This window comes from Lactobacillus sp. 3B(2020) (assembly GCF_013487845.1).
In the GTDB taxonomy this organism is placed as follows: domain Bacteria; phylum Bacillota; class Bacilli; order Lactobacillales; family Lactobacillaceae; genus Limosilactobacillus; species Limosilactobacillus alvi.
Genome location: NZ_CP047410.1, coordinates 1968628 through 1989070 on the forward strand (window position 1 = coordinate 1968628; position 20443 = coordinate 1989070).

A 20443-nucleotide genomic window follows, 5' to 3' on the forward strand; every position below is an offset into this window, starting at 1 on the left:
TTTAAATCCTCTCTTTATCTTTTTACTTGGTATCTTGCCAAATGCCGCTCGCATCAATTTCAGCCAACGTTGCTTCAACATCATCCGTCAAAATGGTCACATGGCCCATCTTTCGATTTTCCCGAACTTCGGCTTTTCCGTAATCATGGAAGTGCCAATTGGGGTGCTGGGTAATTTGAGCCCGAAGTGGGGCAACATGTTGCCCTAAGACGTTTACCATAACTACCGGTTTTAAGAGTTCAATCTTTGGTAGTGGCCAATTACAAATAGCCCGGTTATGAATAGCAAATTGGGAGAAGTTGCAAGCTTCAATTGAATAGTGACCCGAATTATGCGGCCGGGGAGCGAGTTCGTTGACGTAGATTTCATCATCTTCACCAACAAAAAATTCCACCCCTAAAATTCCGCGTAAGTCGATTGCTTCAGCGATCTTTTTAGCCGCTTCTTCCGCCTTTGCATTCACTGCGGGACTAACCCGAGCCGGGACAATTGAGATATGGAGAATCTCATTATGGTGGATATTTTCAGCGACTGGGAAGGTTGTCACTTCACCATTTTCATTCCGCGCCACCATTACTGAACATTCAAGTTTAAATGGCACCCAACCTTCAAGAATCGCATCTTGCGTTGATAAAATTCCTGTGCATCGGTCAAAATCAGCCTCTGACTTTAAAACTTCCTGTCCGTGGCCATCATAACCCCCTTGGCAGGTTTTAAGAACACAGGGAAAACCAAGCTTTTCCACTCCCGCTTTGAGCTCCGCCTCATTTTTAACTGGTACAAAGGGTGCCGTTTGACAACCCGCTTCCCGCAAAAAAGTCTTTTCCCGCAGACGATGTTTTGTGACATACAGCAAATTAGTTCCCTGGGGAACATAGGCTGTTGATGAAACTTGCTGCAAGGCGTTTAAATCCACATTCTCAAATTCGTAGGTCAGGACATCGCTCTTTTCAGCCAGCTCTTGGATTGCTGCCACATCTTCGTAAGGCGCTACAATTTGTTCATCGGCACACTGCCCTGCAGGACAATCAGGGGTTGGATCTAAAATAATCACTTTCATACCCGTTTGTTTTGCATCAAGGGCCAGCATTTGGCCAAGTTGGCCTCCACCAATAATCCCAATCGTTTGGCCTTGTTGAATTAACTTAGTCAAGTTCAGCCTCGCTTTCTACCGCTGCATTATGCATTTCCTGACGATAAGCAATAATTTTATCTTGAAGCGCTTGGTTTGTAGTTCCAAGAATCTGGATCGCTAATAAGGCAGCATTCTTAGCCCCTGCAACGCCAATTGCGGTCGTTGCAACTGGAATTCCCGCTGGCATTTGGACGATTGATAATAGTGAGTCCATCCCGCCTAAGGCCTTGGTTTGTCCAGGAATTCCAATTACTGGCAAGGGAGTATTAGCGGCGATCATTCCCGGTAAGTGAGCGGCCCCACCGGCACAAGCAATAATTACCTTTATTCCCTTACTGGTAGCTTCTTGAGCAAAAGCGAACATTTCCTTGGGCATCCGGTGCGCTGAAATAACATGCTTTTCGTAATCTACTCCAAATTGATCTAAGATTGCACAAGCATTTTTAACCGTTGGCCAATCGGACTTACTTCCCATCACAACGCTAATTGTACTCATAATTGCCTCCTCTAGTACTTCAGGTTTGCAAATTCTCTTTAAGGATAACAGAGCTCTCTAGTAAACTCAAGGAAAATAACGAATGTTTTGACAGATAAATCTGAATAAAGTTCGTTAATATTACGTGAAACGCAATAGTCAAGGCTCATCGTTTTGAATTAGCTAGCTTAAAATTGGGCAGATTAGCCTAGTCGTTCCAAGATAGAGTTGATTTTATTACTAATTAAGGGTGTATAATAATACTATTTTAAAATAAGAAAGGGAAATTTTAATGTTAGAGAAAACGTTCTATAAGCAACTTTTAAAGCGTTCTTTCAGCGTTCCAGTTAAGGTCGTATTCTGGGACGATAGTAGCGTGGTTTTTGGTAAAGGCGAACCGCAAGTAACGATTACCTTTAACGAAAAGCTTCCCATTCGCGCGGTAACGCAAAATGCTTCAATTGCCCTTGGAGAGGCATACATGGATAAGAAAATTGAAATCACCGGTACCGGTGACCGGCCAATTCAAACAATTATCAATGATGCTTATCAACAAGCCGGCAGTTTCATGCGCGATTCTAAACTTCGGCGGTTTTTGCCAAAGCAAAGTCATGGTGAAAAGGAAAGTCAAACTGACATCCAAAGCCACTATGACGTTGGAAATAATTTCTACAAGCTTTGGTTAGATGATACTTTAACTTACTCTTGCGCCTACTTTACTAACGGCAATACTGATGATCTTTACGCTGCCCAAGTAGCTAAAGTGCACCATATCTTGCAAAAGTTAAATCCTCAACCGGGTAAGACCTTACTTGATATTGGTTGTGGCTGGGGAACCTTAATGTTGACTGCCGCCAAGGAATATAACTTAAAGGTCACCGGGGTTACCCTCTCCGAAGAACAATATAACCTAGTTCAAAAGCGGATCCTCGATGAAGGATTGAGTGATGTTGCTGAAGTTAAACTGGTTGACTACCGGGAACTTGGTGACCGACAATGGGACTATGTCACCTCAGTTGGGATGTTCGAACACGTTGGTGAAGAAAACCTCGGCCTTTATTTCAAAGACGTTGCCCGCTACCTCAAAGATAATGGGGTTGCCTTAATTCACGGAATTACCCGGCAACAAGGTGGAGCTTATAACGGTTGGATTAACAAGTACATTTTCCCAGGTGGTTACATTCCTGGCCTGACGGAAATCATTAACCACATTGTTAACGCCGACTTGCAAGTCACCGATGTTGAAATGCTTCGGCGGCATTATCAACGGACCCTTGAAATTTGGGACACCAACTTCAATGCTCACCGGGAAGAAATCCAAGCTGATAAAGGGCGTCGTTTTACCCGGATGTGGGACCTCTACCTCCAAGCTTGTGCTGCTTCCTTTGAATCTGGGAACATTGATGTTGTTCAATACTTAATCACCAAAGGCGCTTCCGGAACTGGTTTACCAATGACCAGGGGCTACATGTTAACCGATAAGTAGTAGTTTCATGTGAAACAAAAAAGACGATTGCTGAGCAATCGTCTTTTTTGTTTCTTCAGTATTTATTAAGGGTTTTAGAACAAGCCCTTAATAACCCCATTTTCGTCAATCGTCATGTTAACCGCCGCCGGGGTCTTACCGAGTCCCGGCATGGTCAGCATCGTTCCTGAAAGAGCGACGATGAAACCAGCCCCCAGCTTTGGTACAAATTCCCGGATATGGAAAGTAAAGTCACTCGGTGCTCCAAACGCTGTTTGATCATCACTAAAAGAGTACTGGGTCTTGGCGATGCAGACTGGCAGACCGTCCCAACCATTTTGGGTAAATGCCTTTAATTGCTTTTCCGCTTTCTTAGAGAAGGCAACATCCTTAGCTCCGTAGATCTTAGTAGCGACGGCCTTAACCTTTTCAGCAATTGGCAAATCAAGACTGTAAAGTGGTTTAAAGTCGGCTGGTTGATCAGCTAATTCAACCACGGTCTTAGCCAGGTCTTGGGTCCCCTGACCACCCTTAGCCCAAGCATCAGCGACAACGGCCTTAACCCCCATTTCAGCACAGAGGTCTGCTAAGGTTTGAACTTCGGCATCAGTATCAGAAACAAAGTGATTAATTGCAACCACTACTGGCAAACCATAGTTTTGAATATTTTGCACGTGACGCTTTAAGTTAACAAAGCCCCACTTCAAAGCATCCAGGTCTTCGTTCTTCAAATCAGCTAAAGCAACCCCGCCGTTGTACTTCAAAGCCCGAATGGTGGCCACAACCACAACGGCATCTGGGGTCTTACCAAGTGTCAAGCGCTTAATGTCAAGAAACTTTTCAGCCCCCAGATCAGCCCCAAAACCGGCTTCTGTAACTGTGTAATCACTTAAAGCAAGAGAAGTTTGGGTCGCTAAGACTGAGTTACACCCATGAGCAATGTTGGCAAATGGTCCCCCGTGAACGAAAGCTGGCGTGTGGTCCAAAGTTTGCACGAGGTTCGGCTTAATCGCATCCTTTAACAAAATCGTGATGGCATCAGCAAAGCCTAATTCCTTAACCGTCACTGGCTTCTTAGCCCGGGTATAGCCAACCACGATTTGACCAACCCGGCGTTTCAAGTCCATTAAGTCCTTTGAGAGGCAAAGAATAGCCATTAATTCAGAAGCCGCCGTGATGTCAAAGCCCGTTTCCCGTGGAATCCCTTGCATAACTCCACCCAGACCAGTCACCACGTTCCGCAGGGCCCGGTCATTAACGTCTTCTACCCGGCGCCAGATAATCCGCCGCGGGTCAAGATCTAATTCATTGTCCCGCATGATGTAGTTATCAATTAAGGCGGCTAAGGTGTTGTTAGCACTTGTCAAAGCATGGAGGTCACCCGTAAAGTGCAAGTTAATATCTTCCATTGGAATAACTTGACTGTAACCACCACCAGTGGCACCACCTTTAATTCCAAAAACCGGGCCCATCGATGGTTCCCGCAAGGCAATTGTCGTTTGGTGACCAAGTTGGTTCATGGCATCAGCTAACCCAACCAAAACAGTTGACTTTCCTTCCCCAGCTGGCGTTGGGTTGATCGCCGTAATCAAAACTAATTTGTGTTTCTTACCTTCAACCGGTTTAATTGGCGTCGTTACCTTTGCTTTGTATGGTCCGTATTGTTCTAATTGGTCTTTCTTCAAACCAACCTTGGCAGCAATTTCTTCAATTGGAAGCATTTGGGCTTGATCAGCAATTTCAATATCAGTTAACATTCAATGGCCTCCTTAGGTCTAAGACGAACTTTAAAACTAATTTTAACTTTACCGTTCGATTATAACGTCAATTTAGGGTCTTCGACAAGTTAATTTTCGCTAAATACGCGAAAATTAAGCCCTTAAAATCAAAAATCGCCGGCTGGCGGGCCTTCTCCCTTCCGTGAGCGATTTAAATTATTTTTGCGAATTCCCACTCCCTTTTCGAATCTGCTTAACATCACAGATATCCAAAAGGAAAGTAAAAATTGGCACCCCAACAATCAGTCCCCAAGTACCAAAGAGATGTTCAGAAACCAAAAGCACAACAAAGGTATAGAAAATTGGTAATTCCGTTCGACTTGACATGAACTTCGGGTTTAAGACGTAGGCTTCCAGAGCGTGGATTACCAAAATCATGATAATAATGTAAACCACATACCGAAAACCACCGACTGAGTAGGCCACCATACTTAATGGAATCAACGAAATAATTACCCCCGCCACTGGAACCAGACTTAAGATAAAGACCATTAAACCTAAAGCAAAAATCTGTGGCATATGCATGAAGCTTAGGCAAATTAAGGTCAAGACCGTATTACAGATAGCAATAAAGAATTGGGCTTCTAAAACCACCCCAAAGGTATTCACAAACTTTTTTCCGAAGTAGTAAATATCCTTAAAGAACCACCCTAAGGACTTACTTTCCAAGAAAAGTTGCGAGAATTCATTCATCTGTTTCAGTTCAATCGTGTAAAAGAAGCTAAGAATTAAAGACATCACAAAAGAAATCGTTAGCGTTCCAATCGAAGTTAAGGTATTCACCGCAAGTGTCACCCCGTGTTTAGCTTGGGAAATAATCGTCCTAGTTGAAACGTAGTGATTAATCAACTTCATAACACCATTCATATCGTTACTTTGGTAGAACTTAATCAGCGAATCAACCATCTTAGCAATCTGATTAACAATCATCGGTAAGTAATCGGTGACCACGTAATAGAGACCAAGAATTAACAAAATATAGGTAACCAAGACAATCACGATCGACGGTAATTTGGGAATAAAGCGCTGAACTAAGCGGATCCAATGGACAACCAAATAAGTAAAAATAAAAGTCAAAAGGATGGTATTCATCATCCCCCGGGCGGCATAAAGAACCGCAATAATTAATAACAGTACCACTACCCGATGCAAGGAAATATTAGCGGTAAATTTTTTCCATGAAGACAGTGTCATAACCCCCTTAAAGTTAGTCATGCCTCTATCTTACCAAAATTTTTTGAGGACTAGCGTTTTTCCGTTCTAAAATAGGAGTAAATCATCGACTGGAGGTTTTATCATGGCATACATTCATGATTTACGGCAAAAGGTTGGCCATATGCGTTTAATTTTAAATAGTGCTTCAGGGGCCCTGCTTAATGACCAAGGCGCCGTTCTCTTACAAGAGCGGGCCGATACTGGTGGCTGGGGCTTTCCCGGCGGTTACCTCGAATACGGCGAAAGTTATGCCAAGTGTGTCCAACGGGAATACCTCGAAGATGCCGGAATCCACATCAAACCCGTTAAGCTCTTAGCTTTACAAGACTATGATGAATACACTTATCCCAATGGCGACGTCGTACAACCCATCAACGCCTTTTACCTCGTCCAGGCAACTAAGCAAGCTCCTCAAGCCCCTAAACCTAGCGAAACCCTAAGAACCAAGTATTTTGCTCTCGATCAAGAACCACCACGTTTTTTTAATGCGCAACATGCGCAAATGTGGGAAATTCTACGACGCAATTAAAGATTATTCGATCCCAAAATCTTTATTAATAGGAGAGGTTGGGAAAAAAGCTCCTTGACGGCCTGGTTGGGATAAGAAGGACGAAGGTTGATTCATTAGAATCGGTCTTTCGTTCGCATTTATCCGCTAAGGCCGTGATTTGGAGCGAACCAGCCAACTGGTTTGGCGTTTGTGAGCCCATGCAAGGCTGAATCGGTTGGTGCGACCGTTAGGGAAGCAACTGCCATTCAGCTACTGCTTTGACCTTAGTTACTGAGTAACATTCGGGGATGCAAGAGGAGGCTGGGAAAAAACTCCTAGTCCAAAGTAAAAACCGGATGATGAATTTCTTAAACAATTCATCATCCGGTTTTTATGTACACAGGAAGTTGCTCCTGATATGATGTAATTATCACGAAAACAAACAAAAAGGAGCGATTTCCATGTATCAAAATTATACCATAGGGCAAACCGAATTCGTACTAAACTATAACTATGATTTACCAAAGAACCATATTGCGCGACTAATTAGTGCATTTGTCGACTCAATTCCACAGGAGGTTCTATTGGAAGAGTCGGTGGCGGCTACTGGCCGCCCTGCATCGCATCCAGCAATTATGCTTAAGATCCTCTTGTTTGCCTACTCGCGTCAAACCTATTCTGGAAGAAAGATTGAAATGATGTTGGATGAGAGTCTACCAATGCGTTGGTTAGCCCATGACTATACTTATAGTTACCACACCATCAATAACTTTCGGAGCAGTCAGCACGCTAGTAATCTGATCAAGCGTGCTTTTGTCTACTTTACCATGGCTTTAACAGATCACGGCCTAATTCAAAATGATGCAGTTTTTATTGATGGAACCAAGGTCGAAGCTGATGCCAATAAATATTCATTTACTTGGCGTCGTGCAGTGGAAAAGTACCACGCTAAGTTAAGGGAAAAGACAAGTAAGATTTATGAGGAATTAGTGGAAAAACGAGTGGTGCAAGAAATGGCGCCAGAGCTGGTCACTTCTGCCGAAGGCATGAAAACAATGGAACAAGAACTCGGAGAGCAAATCACTAAATTAGATGAAGAGATTGAGCAAGAACCCAAAATCATCAAAGGTGGTTCAGTTAGGAAACGGCGTCGTCGTTTCCTAAAAAAACTTCGCCACCAGCTAAGCAACGACTTAATTCCTCGTGCCCAAAAGTATGAACATGCCGAAGATATCTTCCAAGGTCGCAATAGCTACTCCAAGACTGATCATGATGCGACTTTTATGTGTATGAAAGAAGATCCGATGATGAATCGGGAATTGAAACCTGGCTATAACTTACAAATTGCCACTCATAAGCAATTTGTTCTTGATTACGGATTATTTTCAAACCCAACTGATACAAGGACTTTAGTGCCATTTCTTAAGCAATTTCATGCCTTAGGCTTCTTTAAACATATCGTCGCTGATGCAGGTTATGGTAGTGAATACAATTACACAACGATTCTTGATCAGTTTGAAAAGCAACCTATTATTCCCTATACAACTTATCAAAAGGAACAGAAGCGCAAGTTTAAAAACGACCCAACTAACTCACAAAATTGGCAGTATAACGCCGAAGATGATTACTATATTGATCATTTAGGGGTTCGTTTTAGCTTTTATCGGTATAGTGAGCAAATCGATAAATATGGTTTCAAACGTGATTTTAAAATCTATCGGGCAGATAAGCACCAGCCGTCAGCGCAATTGGATAAATTAACGAAAACACCAGGTGGTCGGCAACGTTATATGAAGGTTAACCCGACCTGGAATTATTACAAAGCAAAAGTGAAAGCGACCCTCTCAAGTGACGAAGGTAAGGCGATTTATCGTCGACGGAAGTTCGACGTTGAGCCAGTCTTTGGTCACATGAAGAGGGATTTTGGCATACGCCGAACTCACTTGCGTGGTCAACGGGCTGTGGAAAATGACATTGGCCTGGCCCTGATGACATTAAACATAACGAAATTGGGACAATTAATTAACCGATGGAGGGCCAATTTCATAAATAATCGAAAATCCGGACTACAATTTTTGATCAAGGCAAAAATTATAGTCCGGATTTTAATGTTAGAGGGGCAAAAATTAATAGTTAATTCCCAGCCTCCTCTCTTTATTAATATTATTCTTTTACTTTACTTATCATAAAATTCAACCTTCAAGTCACTATCCGTCATGATTAGCTTAGAAAGACTCCCATTCTTGGGCCGGACCGTAATATCGTACTTACCTTCCCCAAAACGTTCCATCAAACTTAAGACGGTATTCCCATGACTAACCCACAAAACGTTGGCCTCATCAGGGAGGTCCGTCTGACGAATCAAGTCAATCCCCTGATCCATACGGTGCCAATATTCTTCATTATTTTCGGCATCGTGGAATGGATCAGCTTCCTTCATCCAATCCTTAGCTTGACCAATTGAATACTTGGTAACAATATCCTTGAAAGTCTTGCATCCATGAGGAGCCCCAGCTAAGTACCAAGCTTGGCCCATTTCCGTTCCTTCAAAAACCCCGTAGAATTGTTCCCGGAAGAAGGGACTAATGTGGGGTTCCTTAACGGAATCTTTTTCGTTTAGTTGCAAGATTGTGTGACAGGTTTCAATTGCCCGTGGTAAATCACTACAAAAGGCGGCATCAAAGTGGATATCCTTGACCTTTTCCCCTGCCAACTTAGCATCTTGCTTTCCCTTTGCGGTCAATGGTGAGTTTGACCAGCCTTGAAGCTTATTGTAAATGTTGTAATAGGTTTGTCCATGCCGGACTAAATAAATGTTTAACTTGGTCATTTAATTTTCCTCCCCAAATTACGGTTATCAACAATTTCATTTTACCGCGTTCAGGTGCGAAATAAAAATTAAAACGAAAGCCTTTACTTTAGCTTAGCAGCCGCTGCTTCGTCGACAATCACAATCGCATCTGGATGGCGTTGCAGAATACTTGCTGGAACGGTTTCAGTTATCGGTCCTTGGACCATCTTGGCAACCGCATCAGCCTTCTTTTCACCATAAGCCTCCAGCAAGATTTGATCTGCTTGCATAATACTTCCAATCCCCATCGAGATCGCTTGCTTAGGTACATCCGCTTCCCGATCAAAGAAACGGGCATTAGCAACGATCGTTGATTTAGTCAACGCTACCTCATGGGTTGTCCCATCAAAGGGGGAGCCGGGTTCGTTAAAACCAATGTGACCATTCCGCCCAATTCCCAGTAATTGGAGACCCACATGATGATCAGCAATAATTTGGTCATAACGGGCACATTCAGTTGCCAAATCACTTGCCATCCCATTTGGCAAGTAAGAAGCGGCGAACGGTTTGGCTTTAAAAAGATGTTCATGCATGTAATAAGCATAGCTTTGGTCATGGTCAGCCGGCAGGCCAACGTATTCATCTAAATTAATCGAAACACAATCTTGAAAATCCAAATCACTCTTAACTAATTCGGCATACGTTGTTTCTGGCGTTCCCCCTGTTGCTAAACCAAAAGTCTTAACGCCCCGTTCTTTCGCCGCCTTAAAAATTTCCAAAGCCGCCTTTCCACCAGCTAGTGGATCCTTAACCGTAATAATTTTCATCGTAAAATCCCCCGTTCTCTTGTCATCGGTCTATACCAATAATATAACTTTTTACCTTACTTGTCAAAGACTTGCGTCGTTGGTCTATACCGGCTATGATAAAAATGATTAAGCAAAAGTTGAGGTATAAAACTATGACAACTGTCGTAAAACACGCTACGATCTACACGGGAACAGAAAAAATCGAGGATGGCTACCTCCGTTTCAACCAACAAATTCAAGCCGTAGGACCAATGGCCGATTACCATCCCCTCGTTAGTGACGACCAAGTATTCGATCTAGCAGGGCAAACGATCGTCCCTGGTTTTATTGACGTCCACAGCCACGGGGGTTATGGCTTTGATGCCATGGACGGTAACGCCGATGAAATTGATCAAATGGTCCAAAAAATGACCGCTAACGAAGGGGTTACTTCTTACTTTGCGACGACGATGACCCAATCCCACGAAAACATCGCCCACGCCATGGTTGGGATTAAAAAAGCCGCTACTAAGAACCCGGTTATCCAAGGAATTCACCTGGAAGGGCCATTTGTTTCACCACTCTTTAAGGGGGCCCAACCAGAAAAATACATTGAAGGACCTGATCTCGAAGCCTTTGAACACTGGAACGACTTAGCTGGTGGGATGATCAAGCTCGTCACCTACGCTCCCGAAAATGCTAATTGTGCCGCTTTTGAACGCTACTGCCTAGCACATGGGATTGTTCTTTCCGTTGGTCACAGTAACGCCACTCGGGCCCAAATGAAGCAATCCTTAGCAACCCACGTTACCCACTTGTACAATGCCCAACGAGAACTCAAGCACCGGGAACCAGGGGTAACTGGTCATGCCCTTTTGGAAGACAACATTTACACCGAAATGATTGCCGACGGTTTCCACGTTTACGCTGACATGATCAAGTTGGCTTATCAATTAAAGGGGGCCGATAAGATGGAACTCGTTACCGACTCGATGCGGGCAAAGGGAATGCCAGAAGGGGTGTCCGAACTTGGGGGTCAAAAGGTAATCGTTCAGGATCAGCAGGCTCGGCTTGAAAACGGCCACTTAGCTGGTTCCGTCCTTCAATTCCCTAATGCCTTCAAAAACATCATTAAGTTCACTGGCTGTTCAATTGCTGACGCCGTAAAGATGTCTTCGGGGAACCAAGCCCGGGAATTCAACCTCACCCAAAAAGGCACCTTAGAGGTTGGCAAGGATGCCGACTTAAACGTCTTGGACAGCGAACTTAACTTAGTCCAAACTTTCAGCTTTGGTCGGTCTTTCACCCCGGAAAATAACTAAAAATTAATGTTTTCGCCACAAAGAAGTGCTATACTCTTAAAGTTAATTTGAGGGAAAGGAACTTACTATGCGGAAAACCATTTTCAAACTGTTACTAGTTTTGGGGCTGTGTTTCGCTGGTCTTGGGACAACCTTACCAGTTCAAGCAAAAAGCACCCCATTTTGGCAACGGCCATCAGAAAAAAAGGCCTATCCAAATGTAAAAAAGCACCCGAAATTATGGGTACTCGTTTCAAAGAAGACCGAACGCACTTACCTCGTTGATAACGGCAAAATCCTATACACGATGCTTTCTTCAACGGGTTCAAAAGGTGAAAATAGCACCCCGACAGGAACCTTTACAATTCAGGACGAACGGGGCGACTTTTTCTATAATCAGAATAGTGGTGAAGGGGCTAAATACTGGGTTTCTTGGAAAGATCACGGGATTTACCTTTTTCACTCAGTACCAACCGATCAAAATGGTAATTTCATTACTAAGGAAGCCAACCAACTTGGTAAACGGGCAAACTCCCACGGTTGTGTCCGCCTGTCAGTGGCTGACGCTAAGTGGTTTTACCAAAATATCCAAACTGGCACCAAGGTGGTCATTTCCAATTCTGGCAATATTAAACATTTAGTTAAAAGCCACTCATAGTAAAAAAAGAGGGGCTGGGAAGAAACTCATTCTTCCCAGCCCCTTTTTCATCTCCGAAGGTTACTCAGTAACTAAGGTCAAAAAGCACGGCCTTAACGGATAAGTGCGAACGAAAGGTCGATTCTAATGAATCAACCTTCGTTCTTCTTATCCCAACCAGGCCGTCAAGGAGCTTTTTTCCCAACCTCACTTGTTTTAACCTCTAAACAAGCTGACAGCCTTAAAACTAGTTTGTCGTTTTATTCTGATCACCGCCCCAACCCCAGCAAAGTCTTTTTCTACTTAAACAACTTTGCCATCTTAGCAGCGATCTCGGGATCGAGGTTGTCAGCTAGCGAGGTGGTTGATGGTTGAGATTCGGTTTGTTCGCGCTTGATTAATTTCTTAAGATCATCAATTACGGCTTGTTCCCCGATCTTAACCATATTGAGACTCAAACGACCACCTGCGGCATCGGCGTGGCCCCCACCGTTAAAGTAGGTTTCAGCAAACTTAGCCACGTCAATCTTACCGTTACTCCGGAGCGAAACGCTCGTTGGGCTAATTACCATCGCCCCATCAACATCCGGATGGGCTTCCAAAAGGGCATGGGCAATTTCGGACTTGTAATCACTGGCATAAACAAAGCCCCAAATATGACCATCAATTTTAGCGGTTAACACGTCCTTTAAATGGCTCTTTAAATAGTGCGCTCGCCGATCATTCAAGGTCGTGATTAAAAGTTGGTTAGCTGTCCGGTATTTTTGCCAACCGACCGCAAAAACGGCTTGCACAAATTCTGCCGAATGATCTAAAGGATAGAACCAAAACAGCTGGTTCAATTCATCAGCTGCTTGACGTTCTTCTTTGGTCATATCAGGATCATTTTGCCAGTCCCAAGTGTCGTAAGCCCGAATGAGTTCCACCAGTTCCGCTAACTCGGCTTGGCGGTCAGGAGCCACGGCTGCAAAATTAGGTTGAGTTTGTATCCAATCCCAAACCAAACTGGTGGCACTGGGGTTAATTTGGGGGTTAGCCGGGGTAATTGAGTTAACGGCATACTTCTCCCGGGCGGCCGCTTCAGTTTCGTGGTGGTCAAACACTAACCAGTGGTTGGCAAATTTTTCATCCAATTGTTGGAAAGTGTAATCACTGTCCGGGGTCATATCCATCATGTAAACATCGGAAAACTGGCCCATCGTTGGATCCTTAAACCAACGGCTTAGGGCCCCATCAATTTGGCCGGCCCCAATGTTTTCGATTTCAAATTCCGTATCCTTAAACATTGTTGGTTGCAAAGCCTGCAATAACAAAGGCCCGCCAAAACCATCCAAGTCATTATGGGAAAAAACCTTAATCCGTGTTTGTACCATCATTAATCCCTCCTAAGCCTGTTGCTTCAACGATAATTTTTCAACGTTCAAAATTTTATCTAACCAGCCATCCGTAAAGGAAGCTTCGTGACTGACCAAAATCAAATTTCCTGGAAAGGCCTGCAAGGATGCTTTCAAGGCTTCCTTTGTTTCATCATCCAAGTGGTTCGTTGGTTCATCTAGGATTAGGAAATTAGCTGGCGTTAATTCCAACAAAGCCAATTTAACCTTCGTTTGTTCACCCCCCGAAAGGAGATGCAGGGGTTTCATCGTATTCGCCGCGTTGATCCCGGCTGCTGCCAGTTTTTGGCGGATGGTTTTCGGTAACATTGTTGGAAAGTGATCCTGGATTTCTTGAAGGGGTGTCCGATTAGGATCGGCCCACAAGAGGTCCTGGTCAAAGTAAGCAATCTTGGCCGAAGGTGAGAATTCCGCCTCCCCACCAAGTGACTTAATTTTTCCAAGGATTGACTTAATTAACGTCGACTTTCCGACCCCGTTAAAGCCACTTAGAAGGAGCTTTTCGCCTGCGGTTAATGAGAAAGTTACTGGCGATAATAACGGTTGGCGATATCCCACGCTAAGGTGTTCAACCCGAAGTGCATTGGCGGACCCAGTTGATTCATACGGGAAGTGAAAATGGGCCTTTAAATTATCGGCCGGTGGATCAATCCGGTCCATTCGTTTCAGCATCTTTTCCCGGGACTTTGCCAAAGTTGACTTTGACCCGGCCTTATTTTTCCGGATAAAGCGTTCCGCCTTTTCAATAACAACCCGCTGTTTTTCGTATTCCCGTTCTTGAGCCAGTTTGTGTTCTTCTTTTTGCCGCATGGCTTGTTCAAAGCTTCCCCGGTACTTAGTAATTTTGCCGAAAGCTACGTCAATAATCGTATTGGTAACCCGTTCTAAGAAATCATAGTCGTGAGAAATGATCATCGCTGCGCCCGGATAGTCATTTAAGTAGCCAATTAACCATTCAATGTGGGCCGTATCCAAGTAGTTCGTTGGTTCGTCGAGTAAAATTACATCAGGCTTTTCCAAAAGTAACTTGGCTAAAATGACCTTCGACCGTTGACCCCCACTCATGGCCGCTACTTGGTGCTCAGCCCCGAGTTCGGTTAAACCTAACCCATCCATTACTCGTTCGACGGCAAGATCAATTCCGTAAAAATCGTTTCCATCCAGGATTGCTTGCAGGCGGGCCGCTCGGTCCATTAGTTTGTCATCCCCCGAGCTAGCATAGTCGACGTATAACTGATTAAGCTCATCATTGACCTTGTACAAATCATCAAAAGCGGTATGTAAGAAATCAACTAAGGTGATTTGGCCCGGAATATCAACGTACTGATCAAGGTAACCAATCTTGGTGTGTTTTTGCCACTGCACACTCCCAGCAACTGGAAGCACCTGGCCAATTAAAATCTTAATCAACGTTGACTTGCCAGCCCCATTCTGGCCAACCACCCCCATGTGTTCACCTTTTTCTAACTGAAAGCTAGCATCATCATAAAGTTTTTTATCAGCAAAACTCATTGATAGTCCTTTTACATCTAAAAGTGCCAAAATATTCCCCTTCCCATTTTCAAATGTCTAGTCCTTAATAATAACACATTTCCAAGTCATCCTCCCGTAAATCTGAGGAAATTAGTGCTACAATAAAGTTGTCTAAGCGAAAAAGTTAACATTCCAAATCGAAGGGGGAAATCCACTTGTCAATTTTGATGATTACCGCAAGTCCCCAACCTAAGGGAGCATTGCAAAATCTGTGTCAACATTTTTTAAACGGGGTCGCTGCAACCAATCAAGCTGTTAAACAGTTCGATGTTGGTCAAGAACCCCTCCCACCATTAACGGTCAACGAAGATGGTAACTTTATTCCACCATCAACCCGGACCAAAGAATTAATGACGGCGATTTCCGAAGCCGATATCTTGGTTTTTGCGACCCCAGTTTACCTTTACGGAATGACGGCCCAACTTAAAGCCGTGATCGACCATCTGGTAACTTGGCCCGGAGCAATTGGCAAAGATAAAACTGCAATTCTAATTGCGGATAGTCCTAACGAAAACTTTGATCAAATTAAGTCCGAATTTAAGGCTATTTTCACCCACTTCGATTGGACCTTTGGAGGCCAAATCTTGGCCGCTAAAGTCCCCGATCAACCAGATGCCGATTTGCGGTTTTATCCCCAAATCGCCGAAGAACTGGGAAAAACTGTGTAAGAAGAGAGGTTGGAAAAAAAGCTCCTTGACGGCCTGGTTGGGATAAGAAAAACGAATGTTGATTCATTAGAATCGGCCTTTCGTTCGCACTTATCCGCTAAGGCCGTGCTTTTTGACCTTAGTTACTGAGTAACATTCGGAGATGAAAGAGAGTCCGGGAAGAAACGCTTGTTTCTTTCCGGACTCTCTTTAGTTTAAGCAGGTTTTCTTTCGGCCTGTTTATTCATTTTCAATTTTCACATCCTGATTAACCTGCGCAGCAACTTCCAGATCCGGTCCATTAACCCGAGAATTAACTGCCCAGAGGTAGAAGAAGATGGCCGCGATGATGATCACGATAAAATCATACGGATACTTTAAAACATCCTTTCCGCCAAAGCCGGCACTCCCGAGGTAAGATACTCCGGAAATAAATATCAGGTTAACTAACAACCAGCCAGCTCCCTTTAGTTGCCGGCGCATTGGGACGTGGTTGTAACGTAAATCATAATAAAAATAGATTGGAAGTCCAAGTAAGACGATCCCAATAACTTCAACTGTAGTGGGCCACATTGCCCAGTAAATTACCAGGTCGGTTAAAACAAAGGAGAGTGGCGCGACCCAAGCTAAGTGTTTCGAATTAAAGGGCCGCTTAAAGTCAGGCCGAAGTTTTCGTAAGGCTACCGCAGTAACCGGGCCGGTCGCGTAAGCAACAAAGGTTGAAATTGAAACCACCGTTGCCAACTTACTCCAATCCCGGAAAAAGTAAACCAGGACCATTGCTAAGCCTAAATCCGCAACCATCGCAAAGCGGGGAATCATATACCGCCGGTTCATCCGTCCAACCCAAGCCGGAACGTTTCCATTCCGCGTCATTGCCGCTAAGGTCCGCGCAGAAGTTGCCACAAAGGTCACCCCGGTCCCAAATGGGGAAACAAAGGCATCCAAGTAAAGTAACAAGGATAACCAATGGAGACCTAACAAGATTGCCAGATCCGCAAACGGGGAAGCGTAATTAATCTCGTGCCAGCCATATTTTGCTAAACTAGCCGGATCAACCGCACTCACAAAGGCTACTTGAAGTAAGATATAAATCACGGCGGTAATGGTTAACGAAATCCATACCCCTTTAAAAATATTTTTCTGTGGGTTTACCATTTCTCCAGCCATATTAATGACGGTTTGAAAGGCATCATAGGATAAAATAATTCCGGAAACCGCTACGGCTTCAAAGATTCCCCGCGTCCCATATGGCATGAAAGTTGTGGTGTTATGACCAAAATTACCAGCATGAAAACCCGTAATGATTAAAGTTAGGATCGTTAAACTAGGAATTAAGAGTTTAAAAACCGCCACCAGACTGGTGAAGTGCGTCAATAATTTTACCGACCAGAAGTTAATGAGGGTAAAAACGATCATGATCAAAAAGACCACCATCAGCCCTGCTGTAGTAATCGCCCCATTAGCCATGAAATGCTTCGTCCAATTTGCCCACGCCCAGGGCCAAGTACTCATATATTGTACACAGGCGACCGCTTCGATTGGTAAAAGGGTCACCAAAGAAACCCAGTTAGCCCAAGCAGCAATAAAGCCTAGTAAGGGGCCATGACTATATTGGGCAAACCGGCTCATTCCCCCGGACTCAGGAAACATCGTCCCTAATTCAACATAGTTAAACGCAATTAAAATCATAATTGCTGCCCCGATGATCCATGAAATGATGGCGGCTGGTCCCGCCACCCGGGCAGCGGCTCCGGAACCAAACAACCAACCTGAACCAATCAAGGAACTCAAAGCTAGCATGACACCGGAAAATAAGCTTATCTTTTGTTGCCGCATAATTTTCCTCACTTACTGGGATAGTTTTCTAACCCGATTTTGTCAATTTTATCAAAAACTAAAAATAATGGTAACTTTTAGTTTACCACACTTTATTAACTACCTGACCGCCAAAGTGAACTAAAAAGGTTGGGAAAAAAGCTCCTTGACGGCCTGGTTGGGATAAGAAGAACGAAGGTTGATTCATTAGAATCGACCTTTTGTTCGCACTTATCCGCTAAGGCCGCGCTTTTTGACCTTAGTTACTGAGTAACATTCGGAGATGACAAAGAGGGTGGAAAGAAACTTGAGTTTCTTTCCACCCTCTCTATAAGCTCATATCAAGCTGAAGAGGATCGTACCAGGAAGAGAATGTCCATTTAACTACTGCTCCAGCAGGGCTATAAAAATGAATTCGATTCTATAACCAAAAGCCACCAATTAAGATTGAGTAGCCAAATTATCGTTAGTAGTTTACTGCAAAACTTAGACTACCTACCAGATTCAGCGGCCCTTACTTTCTCTCTAGTAGCTTTTTTAATGGCATTGGTCGTTGCCAGAGAAAACCTTGTTGAAGAGTACAGCCCCGCTTTACTAATTGTTGAGCTGTTAAACGGTCTTCCATCCCCTCAACTACCAACTCTAATTCGCGGGAACTAGCTAGTTCATACCATGCATGGGCAAAATGGAGCATATTTAAATGATCCCGATTTTGGAAAATTAATAAAGAGAACTTAATCCGATCTAAGTATGGTGAGTTGTTAATCACCGTTTGTAAACTATTGTAGCCGGATCCAACATCATCCAAACTAATCCGAAAACCATGATCTTGAATCCGTGCTAACAAACTGGCAAACTGCTCAGTATCCTCAGCTTGGAAGTTGTTTCGCTCAGTAATTTCAATACTGACATTTGAAATTGTCCGCCGTAAGGCCGTTAAATATTGCCAAACATCTTGATACTTAAATTGCCATGGATCAAGATTAACATTTACCATGATTTCTGGTCGAGTTTGGGCTAAGATTGCTAAATTAGCTAACAACCACTCTCGCAACTCGTGCCGAGTTCGACGATTACCAGTTAAAGCGATAATTTCATGGGTCTCCAGTGGTCGTCCACCCCGATGCCGCAATAAGATCTCATAATCCTTAACCGTGTACTCTTGCAAGCTTCGCACTGCATAGATTGGTTGACAATACACTTCTAGCTGATCTGTTAATTGCGCCATTTATTTTCCTCCCCAGGCTACTTTTCTCGAACCAGAAAAAAGCGAGTTGGCGACTCACCAACTTCTAACTGTGTTAATGAACATTTGACACTGGCCAATTGACTATCAATTTGGTCAAAAAAGACATCCCCGATATTTTCCAACGATGGATTTTTCTTATCAAACGGAGGAATTTCATTCAAAAACCGTCCTTGCAGGGGTTCAATCACCCGTTGGATGGCATCCTCAATATCATTAAAACGGATGAAAGCTTGATCATCAAGTTTTTTTACTTCACAAATCAATTCCCAAGTGTGCGGATGAGCTTCCCCAATATTATTATCCCACCGCATAGCATGACTTGCGTTGAGGTAAAACCGTAACCGGTAACGGTGTTGTTTTTGTTTTGACATTTTTCTTCCCTCCTTTAATTTAATCTTCTTTTTCCTCATGATACCTAACTTTCGCTAAATCTCGCCTAAGGACTTGCTTGATGGCGTGGCCTTCCTTATTCAAATTCAAAGTCGTCCACTTAGCAGGTGCTAGCATTGCATTGATTACCCCCATAACCCGGAAAAAGCTGATGACAAAGTTATATCCCGGTATCGTGAAAATCAGCCACCAGTGGTTCCGAGCATACGCTTGTTCCTCAGGTTTAAAGGCTAAGTACTTTAAAACATTGCTGAAGTTCAAGGCAGCGATGAACAGATACAAAATGTACATCGCAATTACCGAGTATAGCAACATTACCGGTGAATAACCAAACGGCACTAAAACTAGCATGGCAAAGAGCCAAATCACCTTTAGAAAGGATACGGTGTGGTCAACAATTAATCGACGAACTAAGAAATTCTTCCAAATCTCTTTAAGATTCAAATAATTTCCCATAAAATGCCGAACCACTTCGATTTCCCCCCGTTGCCACCGTTGACGTTGGACGTATAACTCATTCCAACCATCTGCTGGTTCAACATAAAAAATTGCATTCGGACAGAGGGCCACCCGGCCTTTAAGGTAGTACCGGACTTGGAAAGTCATATCGGTATCTTCGCCCACCGTATCAACATTATACAGGCGTGACTGCATCAAAGCAGCGCGTCGAAAGGCCGAAAAAGCTCCCGACATAGTAAAAATTTGATCGTCCTTTGATTCAACCGTCCGTCCCGCTAAGAAGGCAATTGCGTATTCAAGATATTCGTTAAGGTGAATTAAGCGGTGGTTTGGATCTTGCTTAATCAAAAACTTATTACTTAAAATCGTCCCCGTTTGCGCTTGGACTTCCGGATGGGCCACAAAGTTTTGCACAATATTCATCAAGGCATGTGGTTCGAGCGTCCCATCGCTGTCCATCGTAATTACACAGTCCCCAGTACTAGCATAGATCGCCGTATTCAAAGCCCGGGCTTTTCCTTGTTCTGCATCTAACCACTGAAGCTGAAGTTCCTTTAGTTCACTTTGGGCCCGTTGGAACACTTGACGACTTTTATCCCGACTCTTATTGTTAGCACAAATAACATTAATTAATTCATTCGGATAAGTCGACTCGGCAATTGACCGCAAACAATTTTCCAGTATATTAGCCGAATTATAAATTGGAACTAAGATTGTAATCCGTGGCATTCGCCCCGGAAGCTTCCCAGTTGGGACTTTAGTTGGGCGAAAATGATTCCAAAACCAAGCCCGGATCGCTGGAATTAACTCAAAAATTGCCGGAATAATTAACCAGGTTGACCAAAACCCCATCTGGATAAACATGTCACGCAACATAC

General features: G+C 43.7%; 18 protein-coding genes. 6 read left to right on the forward strand and 12 right to left on the reverse strand.

Annotated elements, in window-relative coordinates; all coding sequences use genetic code 11:
* Positions 1-22: 22 nt before the first annotated feature.
* Both purK and purE read right to left on the reverse strand, forming a co-directional pair.
* Positions 23-1153, reverse strand: a complete 1131-nt coding sequence (purK, locus tag GTO83_RS09775; protein WP_180870805.1) for a 5-(carboxyamino)imidazole ribonucleotide synthase — start codon at positions 1151-1153, stop codon at positions 23-25.
* Positions 1146-1631 carry a 5-(carboxyamino)imidazole ribonucleotide mutase gene (gene purE / locus GTO83_RS09780; RefSeq protein ID WP_180870807.1) on the reverse strand — a complete coding sequence of 162 codons (486 nt, stop codon included), beginning with the start codon at positions 1629-1631 and terminating at the stop codon, positions 1146-1148. The genes purK and purE overlap by 8 nt, the downstream gene beginning before the upstream one ends.
* Positions 1632-1902: 271 nt before the next feature.
* Here purE and GTO83_RS09785 point away from each other — a divergent pair, with 271 nt between their 5' ends.
* A complete protein-coding gene (locus GTO83_RS09785) occupies positions 1903-3096 on the forward strand; it encodes a cyclopropane-fatty-acyl-phospholipid synthase family protein (RefSeq protein WP_180870808.1) in 1194 nt (397 codons plus the stop codon).
* A 74-nt stretch (positions 3097-3170) separates the two neighbouring features.
* On the opposite strand, the gene GTO83_RS09790 is transcribed toward GTO83_RS09785, so the two are convergent.
* Together GTO83_RS09790 and GTO83_RS09795 are read right to left on the reverse strand one after the other, a co-directional pair.
* On the reverse strand, positions 3171-4832 hold the full coding sequence (locus GTO83_RS09790) for a formate--tetrahydrofolate ligase (protein WP_180870810.1): 1662 nt from the start codon (positions 4830-4832) through the stop codon (positions 3171-3173).
* Positions 4833-5009: 177 nt separating this feature from the next.
* Positions 5010-6047, reverse strand: coding sequence for an AI-2E family transporter (locus GTO83_RS09795; protein ID WP_180872178.1), 1038 nt, complete (start codon positions 6045-6047; stop codon positions 5010-5012).
* A gap of 103 nt (positions 6048-6150) precedes the next feature.
* Here GTO83_RS09795 and GTO83_RS09800 point away from each other — a divergent pair, with 103 nt between their 5' ends.
* Positions 6151-6597 carry an NUDIX hydrolase gene (locus tag GTO83_RS09800; RefSeq protein ID WP_180870812.1) on the forward strand — a complete coding sequence of 149 codons (447 nt, stop codon included), beginning with the start codon at positions 6151-6153 and terminating at the stop codon, positions 6595-6597.
* A 422-nt stretch (positions 6598-7019) separates the two neighbouring features.
* Entirely contained in the window at positions 7020-8747 is a 1728-nt protein-coding gene (locus GTO83_RS09805) for an IS1182 family transposase (protein ID WP_180870814.1), read from the forward strand.
* Here GTO83_RS09805 and GTO83_RS09810 read toward each other — a convergent pair.
* Positions 8735-9388 carry a histidine phosphatase family protein gene (locus GTO83_RS09810; RefSeq protein WP_180870816.1) on the reverse strand — a complete coding sequence of 218 codons (654 nt, stop codon included), beginning with the start codon at positions 9386-9388 and terminating at the stop codon, positions 8735-8737. The genes GTO83_RS09805 and GTO83_RS09810 overlap by 13 nt on opposite strands.
* 83 nt (positions 9389-9471) lie before the next feature.
* The gene (locus GTO83_RS09815) at positions 9472-10176 is read right to left on the reverse strand and encodes a glucosamine-6-phosphate deaminase (RefSeq protein WP_180870818.1); all 705 of its coding nucleotides are present in this window, start codon (positions 10174-10176) and stop codon (positions 9472-9474) included.
* Between the two features lie 134 nt (positions 10177-10310).
* On the opposite strand from GTO83_RS09815, the gene nagA reads away from it, so the two are divergent.
* The gene (gene nagA / locus GTO83_RS09820) at positions 10311-11459 is read left to right on the forward strand and encodes an N-acetylglucosamine-6-phosphate deacetylase (RefSeq protein WP_180870820.1); all 1149 of its coding nucleotides are present in this window, start codon (positions 10311-10313) and stop codon (positions 11457-11459) included.
* 67 nt (positions 11460-11526) lie between these two features.
* A complete protein-coding gene (locus tag GTO83_RS09825) occupies positions 11527-12096 on the forward strand; it encodes a L,D-transpeptidase (RefSeq protein ID WP_180870822.1) in 570 nt (189 codons plus the stop codon).
* Between the two features lie 278 nt (positions 12097-12374).
* On the opposite strand, the gene GTO83_RS09830 is transcribed toward GTO83_RS09825, so the two are convergent.
* Positions 12375-13448: a DHHA1 domain-containing protein gene (locus GTO83_RS09830; RefSeq protein WP_180872179.1), complete on the reverse strand. Its 1074-nt coding sequence runs from the start codon at positions 13446-13448 to the stop codon at positions 12375-12377.
* A gap of 12 nt (positions 13449-13460) precedes the next feature.
* A complete protein-coding gene (locus GTO83_RS09835) occupies positions 13461-15011 on the reverse strand; it encodes an ABC-F family ATP-binding cassette domain-containing protein (protein ID WP_180870824.1) in 1551 nt (516 codons plus the stop codon).
* A gap of 146 nt (positions 15012-15157) precedes the next feature.
* Between GTO83_RS09835 and GTO83_RS09840 the strand changes: the two genes are divergently transcribed.
* Positions 15158-15670, forward strand: a complete 513-nt coding sequence (locus GTO83_RS09840; protein ID WP_180870825.1) for a flavodoxin family protein — start codon at positions 15158-15160, stop codon at positions 15668-15670.
* A 219-nt stretch (positions 15671-15889) separates the two neighbouring features.
* Here GTO83_RS09840 and GTO83_RS09845 read toward each other — a convergent pair whose 3' ends face one another.
* The 4 genes from GTO83_RS09845 to GTO83_RS09860 form a co-directional block, all read right to left on the reverse strand.
* The gene (locus tag GTO83_RS09845; RefSeq protein WP_180870827.1) at positions 15890-17488 is read right to left on the reverse strand and encodes an APC family permease; all 1599 of its coding nucleotides are present in this window, start codon (positions 17486-17488) and stop codon (positions 15890-15892) included.
* Between the two features lie 493 nt (positions 17489-17981).
* Positions 17982-18695 carry an EAL domain-containing protein gene (locus tag GTO83_RS09850; protein ID WP_180870829.1) on the reverse strand — a complete coding sequence of 238 codons (714 nt, stop codon included), beginning with the start codon at positions 18693-18695 and terminating at the stop codon, positions 17982-17984.
* Positions 18696-18712: 17 nt separating this feature from the next.
* On the reverse strand, positions 18713-19087 hold the full coding sequence (locus tag GTO83_RS09855) for a 6-carboxytetrahydropterin synthase (protein WP_180870830.1): 375 nt from the start codon (positions 19085-19087) through the stop codon (positions 18713-18715).
* Between the two features lie 19 nt (positions 19088-19106).
* Positions 19107-20441, reverse strand: coding sequence for a TIGR03111 family XrtG-associated glycosyltransferase (locus tag GTO83_RS09860; RefSeq protein WP_180870832.1), 1335 nt, complete (start codon positions 20439-20441; stop codon positions 19107-19109).
* Between the last annotated feature and the right edge of the window lie 2 nt (positions 20442-20443).

What these genes read in the sequence shown, in the direction of transcription:
- purE (WP_180870807.1), bottom strand. Translation starts at nt 1,631, where the DNA reads ATGAGTACAATTAGCGTTGTGATGGGAAGTAAGTCCGATTGGCCAACG.
- GTO83_RS09785 (WP_180870808.1), top strand. Translation starts at nt 1,903, where the DNA reads ATGTTAGAGAAAACGTTCTATAAGCAACTTTTAAAGCGTTCTTTCAGC.
- GTO83_RS09790 (WP_180870810.1), bottom strand. Translation starts at nt 4,832, where the DNA reads ATGTTAACTGATATTGAAATTGCTGATCAAGCCCAAATGCTTCCAATT.
- GTO83_RS09795 (WP_180872178.1), bottom strand. Translation starts at nt 6,047, where the DNA reads ATGACACTGTCTTCATGGAAAAAATTTACCGCTAATATTTCCTTGCAT.
- GTO83_RS09800 (WP_180870812.1), top strand. Translation starts at nt 6,151, where the DNA reads ATGGCATACATTCATGATTTACGGCAAAAGGTTGGCCATATGCGTTTA.
- GTO83_RS09805 (WP_180870814.1), top strand. Translation starts at nt 7,020, where the DNA reads ATGTATCAAAATTATACCATAGGGCAAACCGAATTCGTACTAAACTAT.
- GTO83_RS09810 (WP_180870816.1), bottom strand. Translation starts at nt 9,388, where the DNA reads ATGACCAAGTTAAACATTTATTTAGTCCGGCATGGACAAACCTATTAC.
- GTO83_RS09815 (WP_180870818.1), bottom strand. Translation starts at nt 10,176, where the DNA reads ATGAAAATTATTACGGTTAAGGATCCACTAGCTGGTGGAAAGGCGGCT.
- nagA (WP_180870820.1), top strand. Translation starts at nt 10,311, where the DNA reads ATGACAACTGTCGTAAAACACGCTACGATCTACACGGGAACAGAAAAA.
- GTO83_RS09825 (WP_180870822.1), top strand. Translation starts at nt 11,527, where the DNA reads ATGCGGAAAACCATTTTCAAACTGTTACTAGTTTTGGGGCTGTGTTTC.
- GTO83_RS09830 (WP_180872179.1), bottom strand. Translation starts at nt 13,448, where the DNA reads ATGGTACAAACACGGATTAAGGTTTTTTCCCATAATGACTTGGATGGT.
- GTO83_RS09845 (WP_180870827.1), bottom strand. Translation starts at nt 17,488, where the DNA reads ATGCGGCAACAAAAGATAAGCTTATTTTCCGGTGTCATGCTAGCTTTG.
- GTO83_RS09850 (WP_180870829.1), bottom strand. Translation starts at nt 18,695, where the DNA reads ATGGCGCAATTAACAGATCAGCTAGAAGTGTATTGTCAACCAATCTAT.
- GTO83_RS09855 (WP_180870830.1), bottom strand. Translation starts at nt 19,087, where the DNA reads ATGTCAAAACAAAAACAACACCGTTACCGGTTACGGTTTTACCTCAAC.
- GTO83_RS09860 (WP_180870832.1), bottom strand. Translation starts at nt 20,441, where the DNA reads ATGTTGCGTGACATGTTTATCCAGATGGGGTTTTGGTCAACCTGGTTA.